8 protein-coding genes, 1 tRNA gene and 1 pseudogene are annotated in these 17,195 nt (G+C 58.6%); 5 read left to right on the forward strand and 5 right to left on the reverse strand.

Features of this window, described 5'->3' with window-relative positions:
• Positions 1-33 precede the first annotated feature (33 nt).
• The 3 genes and pseudogenes from HY795_17680 (at position 34) to HY795_17690 (ending at position 2,261) form a co-directional block, all read left to right on the forward strand.
• Positions 34-127, forward strand: a tRNA-Ser gene (locus HY795_17680).
• A gap of 207 nt (positions 128-334) precedes the next feature.
• Positions 335-1,593 (forward strand): annotated as a pseudogene (locus tag HY795_17685) (integrase arm-type DNA-binding domain-containing protein).
• Between the two features lie 182 nt (positions 1,594-1,775).
• Positions 1,776-2,261: an ERCC4 domain-containing protein gene (locus HY795_17690; GenBank protein MBI4807050.1), complete on the forward strand. Its 486-nt coding sequence runs from the start codon at positions 1,776-1,778 to the stop codon at positions 2,259-2,261.
• 594 nt (positions 2,262-2,855) lie between these two features.
• Here HY795_17690 and HY795_17695 read toward each other — a convergent pair.
• The 5 genes from HY795_17695 to HY795_17715 all read right to left on the reverse strand — a co-directional run bounded on the left by HY795_17695 (position 2,856) and on the right by HY795_17715 (position 14,741).
• Entirely contained in the window at positions 2,856-3,533 is a 678-nt protein-coding gene (locus HY795_17695; protein MBI4807051.1) for a hypothetical protein, read from the reverse strand.
• Positions 3,534-3,562: 29 nt separating this feature from the next.
• Positions 3,563-3,904 (reverse strand): hypothetical protein, encoded by a 342-nt coding sequence (locus tag HY795_17700; GenBank protein ID MBI4807052.1) that lies wholly within the window; start codon positions 3,902-3,904, stop codon positions 3,563-3,565.
• 92 nt (positions 3,905-3,996) lie between these two features.
• Positions 3,997-4,974 carry a tetratricopeptide repeat protein gene (locus tag HY795_17705; protein MBI4807053.1) on the reverse strand — a complete coding sequence of 326 codons (978 nt, stop codon included), beginning with the start codon at positions 4,972-4,974 and terminating at the stop codon, positions 3,997-3,999.
• A 9-nt stretch (positions 4,975-4,983) separates the two neighbouring features.
• The gene (locus HY795_17710; protein ID MBI4807054.1) at positions 4,984-14,010 is read right to left on the reverse strand and encodes a hypothetical protein; all 9,027 of its coding nucleotides are present in this window, start codon (positions 14,008-14,010) and stop codon (positions 4,984-4,986) included.
• A 113-nt stretch (positions 14,011-14,123) separates the two neighbouring features.
• Positions 14,124-14,741, reverse strand: coding sequence for a hypothetical protein (locus HY795_17715; protein MBI4807055.1), 618 nt, complete (start codon positions 14,739-14,741; stop codon positions 14,124-14,126).
• A gap of 311 nt (positions 14,742-15,052) precedes the next feature.
• Between HY795_17715 and HY795_17720 the strand changes: the two genes are divergently transcribed.
• Positions 15,053-15,541, forward strand: a complete 489-nt coding sequence (locus HY795_17720; protein ID MBI4807056.1) for a hypothetical protein — start codon at positions 15,053-15,055, stop codon at positions 15,539-15,541.
• An 808-nt stretch (positions 15,542-16,349) separates the two neighbouring features.
• On the forward strand, positions 16,350-17,186 hold the full coding sequence (locus HY795_17725) for a DUF350 domain-containing protein (GenBank protein ID MBI4807057.1): 837 nt from the start codon (positions 16,350-16,352) through the stop codon (positions 17,184-17,186).
• Positions 17,187-17,195 lie beyond the last annotated feature (9 nt).

Here is a 17,195-nt window from a genome sequence, read left to right on the forward strand (position 1 = left end):
CGATTTCTCTAATGTCCGCTTCCTTCATGGCGCGGAGAGGTACCGAAGTGGCCGTAACGGGCCCGACTCGAAATCGGGTTGCGGGTTAATAGCCTGCACGTGGGTTCGAATCCCACCCTCTCCGCCATCTACTCTTCCGCCAACATCCTCATAAGTCCTAATTGCCACGAAATCATTGACAAATTGCTGTGTCGTTTGTCCTCGCTCGTCCACCAACGACCGCTGACAGCCTCTATTTCACCGGATAACTCACCGGATAACTCAGGTTTATCTGGCCAACCCAACCGGATAACTATGGGATTCCCCGCTATATCTTGATCGAGAGGTTATCCGGATGTCCCTGACCGATGTCGCCGTTAAGAATGCCAAACCGGGACCGAAGCCTTTCAAGCTCCATGACGAGCGTGGGCTTTTCCTTCTGGTGAACCCGAACGGCTCTAAGTGGTGGCGGTTCCGCTACAGCATGAAGGGCAAGGACAAGCTCCTGTCGATGGGGGTTTACCCCGACGTTCCTCTAAAGATGGCCAGAGAGCGTCGTGATGAAGCTCGCCTTCTCCTCGCCCAAGGCATCGACCCCAGCGTTACCCGGAAGGCTCTCAAGGGGAAAATGGTCGAAGATGAGATGACCTTCGAGCGTGTTGCCCGGCAGTATTACTCGGAAACCTCAATTTCCATGGGCTAGAGCGAAGGCCATGCCAAGACCGTCATCTCCCGCCTTGAGAAGAACATTTTCCCCTGGCTGGGTAGCAAGCCCATCAAGTCAATTCAGGCTGACGAGTGGCGCACCAACTTGAGGCGCATTTATGAGCGTGGAACGCACGAAGTTGCCAGCAGGGTGCGTGGAGTTTGCAGCCAAATCTACGACTATTCGGTCGACAACAACTTAGCCGACGCGAACCCCATTCCTCCAAGGAAGCGGTTGTTCCCACCGAGAGTCAAGAACCACTTCCCTACCATCCTGGACCCCAAGAAGGTTGGTCCGCTCCTGAGAGCCATCGACGGATACTCGGGCCAGTTCGAGACGATGTGCGCCCTCAAGTTGGCCCCTCTCGTTTTCGTCCGCCCTTTCAACATCCGATCTGCCGAATGGTCAGAGTTCGAACTGGATAACCCCGATGGCCCTGTCTGGCGCATCCCCGCAGAGAAGATGAAAGGCGACAGGAACCGGAAAATCACCAAGATACCACATCTGGTTCCCCTCTCCACGCAGGCCGTTGGCATCCTGAACGAACTGCTCCCTTTGACCGGCTCCTACCAGTACCTGTTCCCGGGGCTAGGGATAAGTCGAAGTGCATGTGCGAGAACACCCTCAACAAGGCACTTGGGAAGTTGGGCTACAAGGGCGAAGTAGACAACATCTGCATTCATGGTCTTCGCCACATGGCAAGCACTTTGTTGAACGAGAAGGGCTTCCATAAGGACGCGATTGAACGGCAGCTTGCCCATACCGACAAGGACAAGATCCGTTCCACCTATAACCATGCCGAGCATCTCCCGGAGCGCCGCAAAATGATGCAGGCCTGGGCGGACTACCTCGATTCGCTGAAAACTGGCGCGAAGGTTACCTCTCTCTTCCAGGAGGCTAACGGCTGATCTTCACCCGCTAACCCGCCCCTTCATGGCCCTGGACTTCGGTCTGGGGCCATTTTTATTTTCAAATCGTTCGGGACGTGAATTTGTGGCATCGCGTGTCTGTACTGCGCCACCGCCACCGATATCATCTCTTTCATCGACGTCCGAAAGGACAAAACCACCAACCGGAAGAGATAGATACTATGTACGAAAACCAGTTCTGCCATGATTTTAAGACCTGGAGAAAGCGCAACAAGGTCCCCATGCTCCAGGTGAGCAAGGCACTATCCACGCCCGTGAGCACCCTCAACTCCTGGATCAACGGCTACATCCCGCTCCCGACTCAAATGAAGAAAGCCCTGGAGCGGAAATCTCTGGACGACCTGATCAGCTGCCTGACCACTGACCGGGACCGCTTCGAGCGTGAACTGGAGAGGGCCAGGAAGCTGGACTACTTCTCGATCATCGTGGAGGCCAGCATGGAGGACGTAGCGAAAGGGTGTTATCGCAGTAAGCTCACCCCTCACTCTGCCTTCCAGTCGATTATGGCCTTCCAGGTGCGCTACGGCGTGAACTTCATCTGGGCTGGCAACCGGGAGAGAGGCGAGTACGCGACCTTCTGGACCCTGGGAAGTACCAGCGGGAGCACGATGCCAGAGCTACAAAAGCACCGCCGGGCCTTGACGTAAGGGCCAGGGGCGAGACGAGACAAAGTACGCATTGAGCTTCGGGAAGCCGGATTCCGAGAGGGGTCCGGCTTATTCACTTGCATGGCCTTCTCAGCATCCGGACGCTGTGCTGGAACCTTCACCCTGAGAATGGAACCTGGAGCCCCTCCCCGGCCACCCCCTACCCCCTTTTTATGGGAGGTGAGCAGAGCCGCTGTCATGCGCTCTGAAGCCTCTGAATCTCCCCCCGCAATTTTGGCCATCTCAGATACACCCGAAGATGAGAACCCAGTAGCCACGGTAGTTCCCGGCTGTGGCTCCAACTTGAATCTTCCTCCAGGTACATCCCGCCGGGTTTAACAAAGACCTCATTGTTTCTGAGGTCGCTGTGGTCACTCTGTGGTCAGATTACGCGAGTATGTGGTCACTGTGTGGCCGATGTTGTGGTCAGAAGGTCAAAATTGATCCCGGCAGAGATGAACCTGTGCTTAAAGCCGGAAGAGGTGAATGGCAAATATGTGATCATCATGTAACCTTGGGTGTGATCAGATACCCGGTTCGAAACCCGTCCCGAATCCTGTGGCTGTGAGGACTTATCATTGCAGTGGTCCAGAGTTAAAAGATAATAAACTGACCTGCCGCGACAAGTTCACCCTCGATGTAAATATCCACCTTGTAATTGCCCTTTTGCAATTTGCCCGGCTCCTCGTATCCCTTGCCCCAGGCTAGACTCAGGTTCTCCTTGTTGGGCTTGATATTGAATTCTCGCTCTTGCTCTTCCGTTTTTCCGCTTGGGAAGGTCCAGACCGCCCTGAGCTTGAAGGAATAAGGCGCATCGAAGGTATACTGGAAATTGAAGCCGATTTGCCAGTTGACGAAGCGCGTGGAGTTCAGAACGAAACTGTTCTGATAAAGACGTTCCTCCCGTGGAGGGTAGGTTTTCCCGGATTCGAAGAAAGAAAAGTAGTCCAGTTTTGCGCCATAGTCGCGGAAGGCAGAAGCGTTGCCTGGCTTTTGGATGGCCCGGTCGATATGCCCTGACTCCATCCTGAGTTCGCGCTTGCCCTTAGTGCCGGGAGATGCCGCGCTTGATTTATCCTGTTGACGTGGTTGCGCCTGCTTCCCGGCCGGAAGCGATTGAGCCGCTGGGGTCTTCGGTGCGGGTTGGGCGGCCTTGTCCAATGCCTTGTCCAGTGCATCGAGAGCCTTCTGCGCGGAGTCGTCCTGGGCGTGGGCGCTCCCAAAGGCGAGCAGGCTTACGGCCAGCAGGGCTGTGACAGCGAAACGGAACATGGATACTCCTCGCATGCGTTGACGTTTCATCATTTGCCAATGGACGCCCGCGAGAGAGCATCGGACTTGAAGACCGTCCCGGGGTAATGGATTTCTGTGATGTGGCCTAAGGTCTTTGGAACGGAAGCCTTTTCGTAGACTAGCAATACCTTCTTCCCCTTGTTGCCGTTCATAATGGCCTCGAATTTGTCTTCGCCGTCCTCGAAATTCAATTCTATTGAAAATGGACCCTTGTCAGTGGTGACAAGAAATATACCCATTCTCAGGGGTTTGTAGCCCTTGAGGATAGCCTCGATGTTTTGCGTATCTGCTGCATGAACTGAGACGCATACTAGAAACACAAATGTGAACACGCAAATGACTCTGTACATGTCACCTCCAAAAATTCACATTTTGATGACGAATTGCTTATACCTGAACAATGCCATCACATACCAGCCCCGTCACAAGAGTCAGGTGACGCCTACTTGAAAACCGCATTCTCTATCCCAGAGTAGATCGCCTTTGCCTTCGCTTCGTCAGCAGAAGCCTTGTCCTTCTCGCCCTTGTCCCTTAGGGCGAGCGCTCTATAATAGTATGCAAGAGCCTGCTCGGTATCACCTTCAATCGCTTTTGTGTAGTCACTGATTGCAGCATCAATGTCACCCAACAGTTGGTACGCTCTGCCTCGTCGCATATATTCAGCCGAACTGTTTTTCCCTAAGTCTATGGCTCTATTCAAATCAGACATGGCCTTCTGCTTGTCACCGATTTTCGTCCAGACCAATCCCCGGCTGGAGTATGCTTCTGCAGAATTTGGATTAATCTCGATCGCTCTATCGCAATCCATTATCGCCTGATCTATCTTTCCAATTTTTGCAAGCGTATAGCACCTACTGACAAACGCTTTCTCACTGGCGTGGTCCAATGAAACTGCCTTGTCCAGGTCTTCGAGCGCTCCTTCCAAATCACCAAGCATTCTTTTCGTGGAAGCCCGCAATCTGTATGAGGAAGCTGTGTTGCTGCGTACTGCAATGGCGGAACTTAGATCCGTCTTCGCTAAGTCGTACATCCAAAGTAAAATGTAGGCATTCCCTCGCAAGTAATATGCACTGACGGCCTCAGGATTATTCTCAAGTGCTTTTGTGAAATAATCCACTGCCTGTGCATACTGTTTATTTGTGAGACTTGACTTGCCTTTCTCTATGTATTCCTGTGAGGAAATAGATCCTTCCTGCTTGCTTTTTTCTGAATACTTTTTTTGCTGGGTCGAAAGGGGGGACTGTTGATCAACAGCGGGCACAGGCTGCCCAAGCGCTTTGTCCAAAGCATCCATGGCGTCCTTGCTTGCGGCATCCTGGGCAAAGGTCAACTGGATTCGTAAAACTAAAGCAAGCACGCCGACCATGATCAGTATTCTTGTCATATTCGTCACCCCATTTATCTGCTTGTCTGACGACATCCCGCCTCGTTATTGAACTCTTGTAAGTTGGAATTTACAGTGATTCTCGATACGTGAGCTGTCATGGGTAACCAAATCTGAAGACCCGCTCGCGGTAGAACCCCGGATCACTCCTCGAAAAGTCATACTCCATGTTCTATCCTTATCTACTCTATCTTTCCCCTTCACGGTCACGGAGAACTCCCCTGATTCAGCCACGGAGCCTTCCGACCGGAAGTTGCCCTTATTCGTTGTGGCCTCGAACAAGCATTTGCCGTTGTTCACGGAAAGGGTGAATGGGACAACACCCGTCCCGCCGCTTTGGGGAACAACGCATTCTCCCTTGAATATCCCGTTATGGGACGTGAGCTTGCCTCCCCCGCCAACCGATGAGGCTGCCCCCCCCTGACGCGTGGCGCTCCAGGTACCGGGCTGCTCAACCCAGCCCTTGGCAAACCAGTTTCCTTTGGCCTGAGCACCTTCCAAAGAGCCCGACACCGTTCCGTTCACGGGATAGGATGAGTTTCCAAATTTGTAGGCACCACTAACCTGGGCGGTTATCTTGCCGCTGGCATCTACGCTCCCCCTGAGTTGGAGGGTGAAGTCCGTTGTCCCAACCGTTCCGGACACAACTCCGCCGGAGATGACCATGTTGACGTTCCCCTGGGCCTCGCCCGTGAAACGGCCCGCGTAGGTCCCGTCGAACCGCGCCGATCCTCCTGAGGGTTGCGTCGAAGCGGGAGAAGACGCTGGCGGGGATGAGGTGGGGGCGGTCGTTTGTGCCGGGCTCGCGGTGCTGGCTTTTTCGCTCGCTATGGCCGCCTTGGCCGACTCCACGTTGTTTTTGTAGAGTTCCTTGTCTGGATTGCACTTCCTGGCCGACTCATACCAGGAAAGCGCCGCCTGGGCATCACCCTGCTTTCTCATTTGCACGCCGATGTTGTTCATGGCGCCGCAATTGTCCGGACAGATGGACAAAAGCTCCTTGTAGGCGCGAACGGCCGCTTGAGATTCACCCCTGTCGCCCATGCTTTTTGCCTGTTCAAAAAGCTTGTCGCACTGCTTTTTCGTGTCCTCTCGTGCCGATTCAGGGGGCTTGCCTCCGGAGGGTTTGCCGGAGTCAACGGCAAGCTGCGCAGTCTTGTTTTTCTCCATGACCTTCTGTTCGGCCTTGGCCTTAAGATCCTTGGCCTTCTTTAACAATTCGGCGTCTTGCGGCCCGAAGTCCTTCTCCGCGCCCTGCAGCGCTGAACCGAGCCTGTCCCGGCAACTCTCCCAGTTTTCCTTACCGCAATCCGCTGAAGCGGCCACGATGTCATCCAGGCGCTGTTTGCGCGTGTTCTCCTTGAGCCCGGTTTCGAGCGACTGCATTGCCTTGGCGTGGAGCGCCTTAGCCTTGTTCAGCACCTCGGGATCGCTCTTGCCGAGGACGGCGTCAGCGTTGAGCAGCGCCTCGTCAAGCTTGCTCTTGCAGGCGAACCAGTGCTGCTGGTTGCACAACTGCGCCGCAGAGGCGATCAGCTCCAGCCGCTTTGACCGCTCGGCGTTGTCCTTGGCCTCAGTCTGCTTCTTGGCAGCCAAGCCCTGCTCGGCTTTGGCCAGCAGTGCATTGGCCTTGCCTACCATCTCGGCGTCCTGGGGACCGAAAACCTTCTCTGAGCCGTTCAAGGCAGACGTCAGCTTCTCCTTGCAGGCCTGCCAGTTTTCCTTGGTGCATTCTCCCGCTCCAGAAACAATGAGGTCGGTGCGGCGCTTGCGCTCAGCTTCGTTCTGGGCGCTCTCGCGTGTGAGCTTCTCAAGCTCGGCTTCCACAGCGAGAAGCGGTTTGTAGCGGGAGCTGATCGCCTTCCCATCAGCCACGGCTGCCATGCCCTTGGCCGTGTCCTTGGCGTTCAGCGCGTTCTTGGCCTCGCCCACGGCGAAATGGAGTTTATCGAGCCTTCCTGAGTAGGATTTCTTTTCCTCCTGGGCCTTGTCATGTTTCGGATCGACCTTGAGGGCTTCTTCAACCGTCGCGGCAGCCTTGTCTGCCTCCCCGTCGGACCACTCCCTGGCGGCTCTTGTGAGAAGTTTTTCCACCTGGCCGAGTTTGTCCTTTGCCTGCTTGATCTTCTCCTCGAGCACGGCCAGGGATTTGGCCTTGGCGTTTATCTTGCGCCCTGCCTCCAACTGTGTTTGGGCCTTATCCACATGGTCCGCCGTCAGCTCGGCTTCGCCTTGCTTCACAGCCTGGGCTATTGCGTCGCGGCCCTGGCAGTGCAGGCCTGAAGCTGCTTTCGCCTCGGAGCTTGCCGGATCGAACTTCACCGCTTCCTGTGCCGTTTGGCAGGCCTCGTCCACCTCGCCGTCATCCCAGTGTTTTTTGGACTTCACCAAAAGCTTGGCCAGTTCCTGTTTCTTCTTCTTGAGCTCCATGAGCTCCTTCTCAAGGTCGAGCAGAGGCTTATAGGCGGCGTTCACGCCCTTGCCGTTCGTGACGGCGGTCAGGGCCGGATCGATTTCGCCCTTGGACTGAAGCGACTTGGCCTGTTCCAGGCTGGCCTTGAGTTTGGACAGCCCCTCGGCGTAGCGTTGTTTCTCGGACTTGGCCCGATCCATCTTTGGGGCTAGGGCGAGCGCCTCGGATGCCAAGCGCTCCGCGCCTTCGGCGTCGCCCTCCGTCCATTTTCTGGCGGCCTGGGCCAGAAGATCCTCGGCCTTAGATTTGGTTTCCTTGGCCTTCTTGATCTTCTCCTCGAGCGCGGCCAGGACCTTGGCCTTAGCGTTGATGCGCTTGGCCTCGTCGAGCTTGGTCTGGGCGCGGTCCGGGGCGTCCTGCCCCAGTTCGTCTTCGCCTTGCTTAGCCAGGGTCAGGAGGTGCTCACGGCCGTCGCAGTAGGTTTTGACATCCGGGAATTTGGGGTCGATCTGTGCGGCTGCTTTGGCCTTGCCGCAGGCCAGGTCGATATCCCCGGCGTTCCAGGCGGCTGCGGCCTCTTGTTTGAGCTTCTCCAACTCCTGGGCCTTGGCCTTGCCCTGCTTGATGTCCTCGTCGGACACGGTGACGGGCACACTGACCGAGCCCGTGCCCAGAAGCGCGTTGTTGCCGTCGCGGACCTCCACCTTGGCCTCGATGGTTCCCTTGGACGACCGCTGCGCCCGAGTCTCCCGCGAGGCCGGATTGCCGGACAGGGTGGAGCCCTCGTTGACCGTCCACTTGTAGCGGAGCGCCTGCCCCTGCGGCGGGGCGGGCGAGACGTCGGCGCGAAGGCCCACGTCCATGTGGGCGGCGATCTCCTTGTCCAGGGCGACGAGGCCCACGCCCGGCTTCCAGACCACTGGCCGCGTGGTCTCGCCGCCCCAGGTGTGGCCGAGGCTCACGGCCGTGACCTGATAACTCTTGGGGGTTACGGTCAGCGAGGCCCTGGCCAGATCCTCGCCGCCCTTCTTGCCCTTGAGCATGGCGTTGACCGTGACCGGCTTGGCCTCCTTCACGGTGAACTTCCACTGCCGCTGGTTGGCCGTTGGGCCGGTTCCCGCGCCGCCCTGGGAGTCGTCCCACCAGTAGGCTGCGTCGGCGTCCAGGACTTTAGGGTTCTCCACGGCTGTAACCGTGACCTCTTGGCCGACCAAAGGCTCGGCCGGGGAGGCGGTCAGGGTTATGGACGTCCCCGCGACCTCCAGCTCGATCTGGTTGGATTCGGCCACGGTCGTCAGCGCCGCGCCATCCTTCCTGAGCGCCACGGCCCAGACCTTGACCTTGCCGGGCCTTGTGAACGTGGCGGTGTTGGTAAGAAGGCCCTGCCCTTCGTTCCTGGCGAAGCGCGCCTCGGTGGAGGGCTCCCAGCGGATGACGAATGCGGATGCGTCGGCGGGCTTGCCTTCGCTCATCAATTGGGCTTCGAAGCGCGCTTCGGCCCCGGCGGCAAGGGCGTTCCCGGCGGGAGCCGTCTTGCCCAGCTTGAGCGTGACTGCCTCCCCGGCAAGGCTTAAGTCCCCGTAGGCCGTCTGGCCTGCCGAATCGAACGCCTGCACCCTGGCGACCACATGCTTCTTTCCTTCGGGAATGGCGTATGTGGCCGAGTTCTCCCTGGAGGTTTCCGCTCCCTTGAAGACGTATGTGTAAGGAGGCTTGCCGCCCAAAGCCATCGCGACGACCGTGACGGGTTTTCCGGGCGCGGACTGTTTCCCGTCGATCCTGAGTTCGACCTTGAGCGCGGGTGGCGCGGATTGCTTGGGCGGCGCGATGTCCACCTTGCGGGAAGGACCGCCGCAGGTCTCCACGTAGACCTGGACAGGCTTGGTCTTCCAGTCGAAGGGGGGGACTCCCCCCGCGTTCATCCAGAACTGGTCGGCCCTGGTCATGGCCGCCTCGTATCCCGCATCCGGATCACCCCTGCCGGAGAGAATATCCCAAATGGCCTTGGCTTCCCGCGCCCTCTGGTCGAGGCGTCCCACGTACTCGTCTCTGGCGCGCTTGACCCTCTCGAAACAGGCCTTGTCGAAGACGTCTGGCACCGAGTCGGGAGTTTCGCCTTCCAGGTTGGTCACGGTGCTGGAGTGGTAGCCTTTGCGTTCATCTCCAGCGGGATTGACCTTTGTGACCGGGCCCTGTCTTCGTTCAAATGCCTTCGAGGGGGCAGCCTGTTCCAGAGGTACCGGCTTCATTCCCTCATCGGAAGGCTCGAATTGACTGGACGGCTTCCTCGGGGCAGCCGGTCCGGATGCCTTCGGCTGATTCTTGAGCACGTCGTCGTACGCCCTCCCGGCCTCGTCGCGCCATCTGGCGAGGTGCTCGGGCAGGCCGTCGAAGTTGGACCTGGCGTTGTTCCAATAATGCTTGAGCATGCCTTCGGCATATTGAAGCCGTTCCTCGTAGGCGCGCTTCTCCTTGGCCGCAAGCGAGGGAACGGCCAGTTTTTTCTTCATCTCGGCCCGAAGGCTCAGGGCCTCCCGCCACGACTCTACCCCGCTCTTGGAGGACAGCGAATCCACCATGTCGCTTAAATCAATGGCCGGATCCTTTGCTTCTTTATCCTTGGGCCGCTGGGGGTCTTCTGGAACGAGTGGTTTCTGTCCCGAGTCCGCCCCGGTGGAAGGCTTTTGGACGTCCGCGCCCGGCTGGCCTGTCTTCGGGGGCTGCCCCTGGTCCCCCGGCTTGGTTGGTTGCGCGCCCGTTTGGCCTTGAGGCGTCACGGTAGAGGGCGGAACAACGGCCGGGGGCGGCGTCACAGGCGGGACCGGCGGGAAGACGGGACCGGGCGTCTTGTCCAGGGGAGTTTTGCCGTCCGCGCCGGGCTGATCCGGCCCTGACGTTTTATCGCCCTTGCCTTCCTTGCTGCCTTTGGCGTCTTTGTCGTCCTGAGCGTCCTTGTCCGTCTTGGGTTTCGGGGGGTCCTTCTTGTCATCGGGCGGGGCGGCCACCGTGAAGCGGGCCGAGGCCTGGGCCAGTTCCTTGCCGTCATCGCGCTTCATGCGCACCGAAACCTCCGCGCCGCCCTGTTCCGGAGCCCGGATCATCGCCTGGGAGCCGCGCCGGTCCACGATCTGGCAATTTTCGCACGACCATTCGTAGCCAAGCGGCCGTCGCGCCGACGTGGAGTCGGGCGAAGCTGAAGCCGTCACCGTGCCCCCTGCTTGGGGCGTACTCGGGTGCAACGTAAGCGAAACGGAGGGTTTTTCCGCGGGGCGCACCGTCACCTTGGTATGGACCGAGGCCTCCGCTGCCGGTTCGGCCTTGAGGCTGAAGGTTGCCTGCACCGTGGCCTGTCCCGGCTCGTCGGGGGTAAAGGAGGTCTTGAGCGATCGTTTATCGGAGAAGGCGGCACCATACTGGTCCGATGCCCACTCCACGATCACCTTGCCTTCATTGAACATGGTCCGCAGGGCTGGGTCGGTGATCCGGGCCTCGAACACGCCAGGTACACGCTCGATCATCTCTTTGCCAGGCGGAACAAGCATAACTCCCTTGGCCACCAGCTTCTTCAAGTCCACGGCCTTGGCGTAGAGGGCCTTCACCTTCTCCAGGGCGTCCTTGTACCATGCGTGGTAGGGGGAATCCTTCCCGGCCATGGGGGGCAAAAGGTCCGGGATGGGCGTGGCGGCAGAGTCCTTCGGGGTGTCCACCTTGGCGGAGTTGGCCGCATCCAGCGCCGCGCGGTTGCGGTAGGCGACCTCGGCCAGGATGCCAAGGGCCTTCAGGTCGGTCTCGTCCAGCACATCCGGGGCCGAGCCCTTTATCTTGCCCACGTCCTGCACGATGGCGTTGGTGGCGGCCATGAAGCCGCGCCGGGATTGCCGGGCCTTGGCCGCGTCCTGGAAGAAGTTCCCCGAGAACGGGAAGGCCAGGACTTTCGCCTCCTTGTAGCCCGTGCGTTCCACGATGTCGTTGAGGGTGTCGCTGGCCTCTTTGAGGATGGTCTCGTAAGCCTTGAGCGCCGCCTGGAGGTACCCGCCCTCGGCCAGGGCCTTGTCCCTTTTGGTGGAGGTGTCCCCGGAGATGGACGTTGCCCGGAGATCGCCAGCCTTGGCCGCACGTTGGGCGGCCTCCTGGGCCAGGTCCACGCCGAGCGGGGAGCCCCGCAGGCTCTCAAGCTCGCGCTGGATTTTCATGATCTGCTTGACCGCCTCGTCCGAGCCCGTGAGCGCCTTGTGCGCGTCCTCGGCCAGGGAGATGAGGTGGGGGACCATCACGTTGGGGAAGATGTCGTCGGCGCGATCCTTGATCTTGTTCTGGTATATCGTGACCAGCTCGCACCACTGCTTGGGCAGCTTGGTGCAGACGCCTTCAATGGCGAAAAGCAGCCTGAAGCCCGATTTGGCGGCCTCCAGCCACTGCTGGTCCGTGATCTGGCCCATGGCCTCGCCCACATTGATGCGCCCGATCTGCTGGATGAGCGCCTTCTTCAGGTCGTTTAGAACCGGGTCGTTCTCAACGTAGTGGCGGGCGTAGACCTCGGAGGCCTTCTCGGAGAGGTTGGCCGTGTAGAAGAGATCGGGTCTGTTGGTGTTGGCGAGCCTGACCGTCCGGTCTTCCTTGAGGAAGGCCGCGAGCCTGTCGCGGGGGACGGTCTCGCCGCCGGGAAGCTTTAAAGCCGTAAACCGCCCGTCCTCGAACACCCCGTGGGTTTCGAGGATGTCCACCAGTCCGTCCTTGTAATTGGAAAGCGTGACCGCGCGGGTGGCGTCGTAGGTCATCTCGGCCAGGTCCGCCGACAAGGCGGCGGGCCACAAAACTGTCAAGTACATGGACTCCTTGACGAACTGGTAGGCCAAGCCGGGAGAAATATAGCCGTCCTGCTTCATGCGCTCGAAACTCATGGCGCCGGGAAGGAAATCGGGCAGGGTGGAGGCGGCCGAGGAGAGGTCGTTGTACCAGCCGCCGTCCTTCCAGCGCTCGTTCATCTTGGAGAAGGCCACCGCTCCGCCGCTCATGGCCAGGGCCACGAGCACCTTCTTGCCCGCCGGGCTCTTGATCATGGCCACAACCAGGGCGTCGCCCTCCTTGGTGGCGGCCGCCTTGGACATCTCGTCCACCAGGGCCAGCTCGTTCTTGCGCGTTTGGCCGCCCGCGCCCGAAAGCATGGCCTTGCGGTCCGCCAGGGCCTTGGCGCGCTGCGCGGGAGTCATGGCGGGAAGCCGGGCCAGCATGGCCGCGAACTCGTCCTCCATTCCGGCCCATTGCCTGAGCACCGCGAGCATGTCGTCGGCCTGCTTGCTGGCGGTGTAGAGCATCTTTTTGAGCTCGGGGTTGCCGTCGGCGTTTTTGATGAGCTCCTCGATCATTTCATCAACATCCACCATGCCCTTGAACTCGGGCTTGCCGCCAAGGTCCTTGAGCATGGCGAAGCCGGTGGCCAGCTCGTCGATGGCTTCGCGCACCTGCGGGTTGGCGGCCAGGTTGCCGCCCGCCTGGCGGGCATTGAGGGACTGGAGGAAAAGCCGGTTGTTGGCCGCCTTGAACCCCTCCACGATGTTGTCCCGGCGAAGCTTGAGCAGGAAGGTAGCCTCGTCCGGGGTCATCTCAGGGGGAGGGAATCTGGAGAAGCGCGAGGCCATCTCCTCCAGCCTGCTCACGGAAGCGTCCGACGCCACGCCCCGGCTCTCGTTGAGCTTCTTGCGCGAGCGCAGCATGTACTTGACCTTCTCCGAGCCGGTCAGGTTGTCCCAGCCCTTGTGGGCGTCCACGATCTGGCGCTCAACGCTTGCGGTCATGGTAAGGGGGCCGTACTTTCGGGCGGCATTGTCGATGAATGAGTCCAAGGCGGACTTCGTGGACTTGAGGCTTGAGAGGTGGTCAGCCAGGGAGACCCGCGTGAAAGTGAGCTTTCCGTCAGGTCCCTTGGCCAGAACCACGGCGCCCTTCTTCATGGTTTCGCCGCGTATGCCGCTCATGGCCGACTGGCCCACGAACTTTTCGGGATCGAGCAGGTCGAGGATTGCCTTGTCCTGCCGGGAAAACTTGCCCGGATCGTTCAAGGTGAAGCCCTTGACCTTCACCCCGCCAAGGCCCCTATTCCTCACTTGCTGGTTGAACCATGTCTTGGCCTCCTGCGCGCCTTCGCCGACGAAGGTGATGTCGTCGTCGGAGAGAAGCGGGCGATAACCCCCTCCCGCGTCCTTGCCCAGATGGCGAAGTCCCGACGAGCCCGTGCGCACGGCAGCTTCCAGGTTTGGAAATTTGGTTGCGGCCTCGCGCAGGATGTCGTCCACCTGGGCGAAGCGCCTGGCGTCGAGTTCCTCCAGGATGCTCGCGCGGAATTTGTCGCGGGCCTGCTGCGTGGCGGGGACGCCGTTGAAGGTGTTGATGGAGTTGATCGAGCTGTCGAGCAGGCGCAGGAATTCCTCAGTGTCCTTGCCGCCTTCGATATTGATGAAAGGTAGCATCTCGTCGAAGTCGCGCTGCTGCCAGTTGTCGGCCGCTTTATGAATAAGGTTGGCGAGCGTGGTCTGATTGGAGGCCCATGCGCTTTGGAGGGCAGAGCAGGGAAAAAGCAGTGAAAGAAGCAGGACTGTGAGGAAGAAGAACGGCAAGCAATAGTGAAACGCTCCCACCGGCAGGCATGGATGCTTGATCATGAAGAACCCTTCGCTGCTTGTGTGTTCAAACGGAAAACAACTGCCACCCTCACCCCTTCATCTTCATCGGCTCCGCCGCGCGCCTGCGCGCGTCCAGGGTCTCCCTGCGGCTATCAGCCCGCGTCCCGCAAGGGTTTGACCTTGGATTTGGACCGCGAAAGCCCCTTCTCCACCAGTGCCTCGGCCTTGGCGTAGTTGTCCGGGCGGCAATAGAGCCGGACGTGCTTGAACCATTTGTCGCGCAGACTGATGACCGCCGGTTCGGGCGAGAAACGCACACGGCGTAGCTCGGAAAATTCCAGGCGTGTATGCTCCTGAGCACGGGCGGTGAGACCAACTCCGACGGCAACGGGCTTTCCGGCAAGGATGCCAAGAAGGATGGCCAGACGGTTGCCTGCTTTGGCCTTGCGGCTTGCAACCAGGGCGTTGATCCCGTCTTCGTCGATAGCGAACGCTAGCTCCATGCGGTTTCTGAAGAAGATCAGCATGATCAGCACGAACAGCACTGTCATCCCAGCGCAGATGAGTCCGAAGAGCTGGAGGACACCGAGGAATACCTTCATGTCGCGGGCGAAGAGCCCGATCAGGCAGGCTATCAGCGCCATGGCCGCGTAGGTCAAGAGCATCCAGCGCGCGAAGTCGGTGAGCATGAAGCGGTTGGTGAGCAATGGAACTGTGATGTCCCAAGCCAAGAGGGGCTCAACGGGCTTTGGTGCGGCGCGTTGTCTCACGGAAGTAGCTCCTGACGGGCTTTTGGCCGGGACCTTGCGCACGACGAATGAATCGCCCAGCTAACTTTTAATGACAAATATGGTCTTGGGATGTCAATGAGAGGACGGAACAGGCTCATTTAGGGCCTGAAGGGGGTTCTCTTGGCTTTTCGGCTGCTGACTCTCAAAAATGGAAAAATATGGAGTAACGCAAGAGGTCGTCTTCCTGGGCGGTTCGCGACGATCCTATGAGGTCATGTTACGACCCGCAGTTCTGGGCAGCCGTTAAGAGGAGGCAAGCATCGTCACCTGTAACAACCACAGGACCCACAATGATTTCGAACAGGTCGGCCGGTTATTACGCATTGCTCGCTTACGCTGTATTCGTCCTGCTGCTGTGGGATTCACCCAAAACCCTGGCCCAGGAGTGCACTCCACTGCCGGAGAGCGATCGTTACACCGTTCTGGCCTACCTCCAGGCGATGCACCAGGGGCAGTACTCGCGTACAGGCCCTTCCATCAAAGTGTTTGAGGTTGGAGGAGGCGACCCCGCAATGAACGGTTCATTCATTTATCTTCGCATCGACCACAATGACCGATCGTTCGTATGGAACACGGGGTTGAACGTACGCTCCGTCAAGAGGATGTCATTTGGTTCCGGAAACGCTATTTTGCTCCGCGTGGACGAGGATTTCATGAACAGCAATGCTGCTATCGTCCACCGCACGGCTACGTACCGGTTGTTATTTTATTTAGACGGCGGTGTGCTTCGGAACACCGTGACTCTAGATGGTGGTGTGCCTGGTATCAAAAAAGAATAAGAAGCAAAGAGCGCTCCGTATTGGCAATAGCAATCTCAGTTAATCTCGTGTCTCAAGGTGCTACAGCTTCCTTTGGCATCCCAAGGTCCAAACCAAAAGCAAGAGTGCACAGGCCAGGAGGGCAGAGCTCTTCCGGCATAGTTGTGATCCCAAAAGCTGACGCGCATGGCTGGCCTCCCGCTCGTAGACCACATCAGGGTTGAAGATGGGAGACCTCTTTTGGCCATCTTCAGGCTAGCTTGAATAAACGAACATAGGAGGGTTAAAAAAGCGCGTTTACCCTCCTCAGTTGACCAGAAGGCCAACGTCGAGATCAGACGAGATTCTAGGGCTGGATGCGTTGATAAAAGTGGGATGCTCTGACTTAGGCGTAGGCGACTCCGCCTGCGGACGTTCCACTTGAGCCTCTACCGGGGTGGATGGAACCACTGAGCGGGGGGCAGGGGGTTACCCTCCCTTTTCTCGAAGGGGCTATGAAATTGGGGTGCTCTGTGCGATAATTGAGTAGATGCAGCTCCATCGTTTTCCGGGTAATTTTCCGGATAACTATTTATTTCTAAAAAATAATGTCTACTATAATAGTAAATTAGAATCCAGTTTGACGGCCACCCTCTCCGCCATCTACTCTTCCGTAAAATCCCGCTTTTCAATTCTCCCCAGACCCCTGGGACGCTGGAAAACATCTCCATCCGCCGGATTGTGTTAGGCATTACCTCCAGCAATGCCGTCATATTACGGTTGCCTCATCCTCCCCCCGACTGTAGAGATTTTTTAAAATTGGACCGCCTAACAGAGCAGGAGCGCCCATATGGCCCACGCCCTAGCATCCCTGACCTTCCTCGCCGTCGCATTCGCCATTTTCTGGCTTGCACACCGCCTCTGTGCCCTTCGCATTGAAAAGTCCAACAACGTTTCCATTGATGACCACATAACCAATGGCAACAATACCGCCTTGGCCCTTCGCTTCTCGTCCTTCGCGCTGGCTACCGCCCTTGGACTCTGCGGCCCGCTAAGCGCGCCCTCCACGGGATTCCTGCGCGACATCGCAAGCTTCGCCTTCACAGGAGTGATCCTTCTGGCCCTTCTGTTCATCGCTTTCGCCATTCTCGACCGGGTAGTCCTGCCTGGGCTCAACAACACCCAAGCCATCCTAGGCGGCAACAGCGCGGTCGGGTTCGCCGAAGCCGGTGGCGGCCTGGCCACGGGATTCATTCTCCGGTCAGCCTTTTCGGGCCAAGGCTCCCTTCTCTCCGGCGTGGTTTTCTTCCTCCTGGGGCAACTCACCCTCGTCCTTTTTCTTAAACTTCTCGAACGGTTGTCCCCTTTTGACGATCAGGCTGAAATCGCCCAGGGAAATCCGGCTCTTGGCCTGCATCTGGGCTCCATGCTGGTCTGCCTCTCGCTTATCCTGGCCTCGGCCGTATCGGGAGATTTCACTGATTGGGGCCGTGACATCTGGGCCTTCTGCCTTGCCGCCATCCGGGGCATAATTCTCCTCCTGGCCGGGTGCTACCTGACCGACAAGGTCCTTCTGGCAAAGACCACCCTGACCCAGGAAATCGCCCGGGACAAAAATGCCGCGGCCGTGATCGCGGACATGGGCGTCAAGCTGGGCTTGGCCCTCATCATCGCTGCCACCGCATAGGGCACGGCC

Origin of the sequence: Desulfovibrio sp. (genome assembly GCA_016208105.1) — a bacterium.
Classification (GTDB): domain Bacteria; phylum Desulfobacterota; class Desulfovibrionia; order Desulfovibrionales; family Desulfovibrionaceae; genus Fundidesulfovibrio.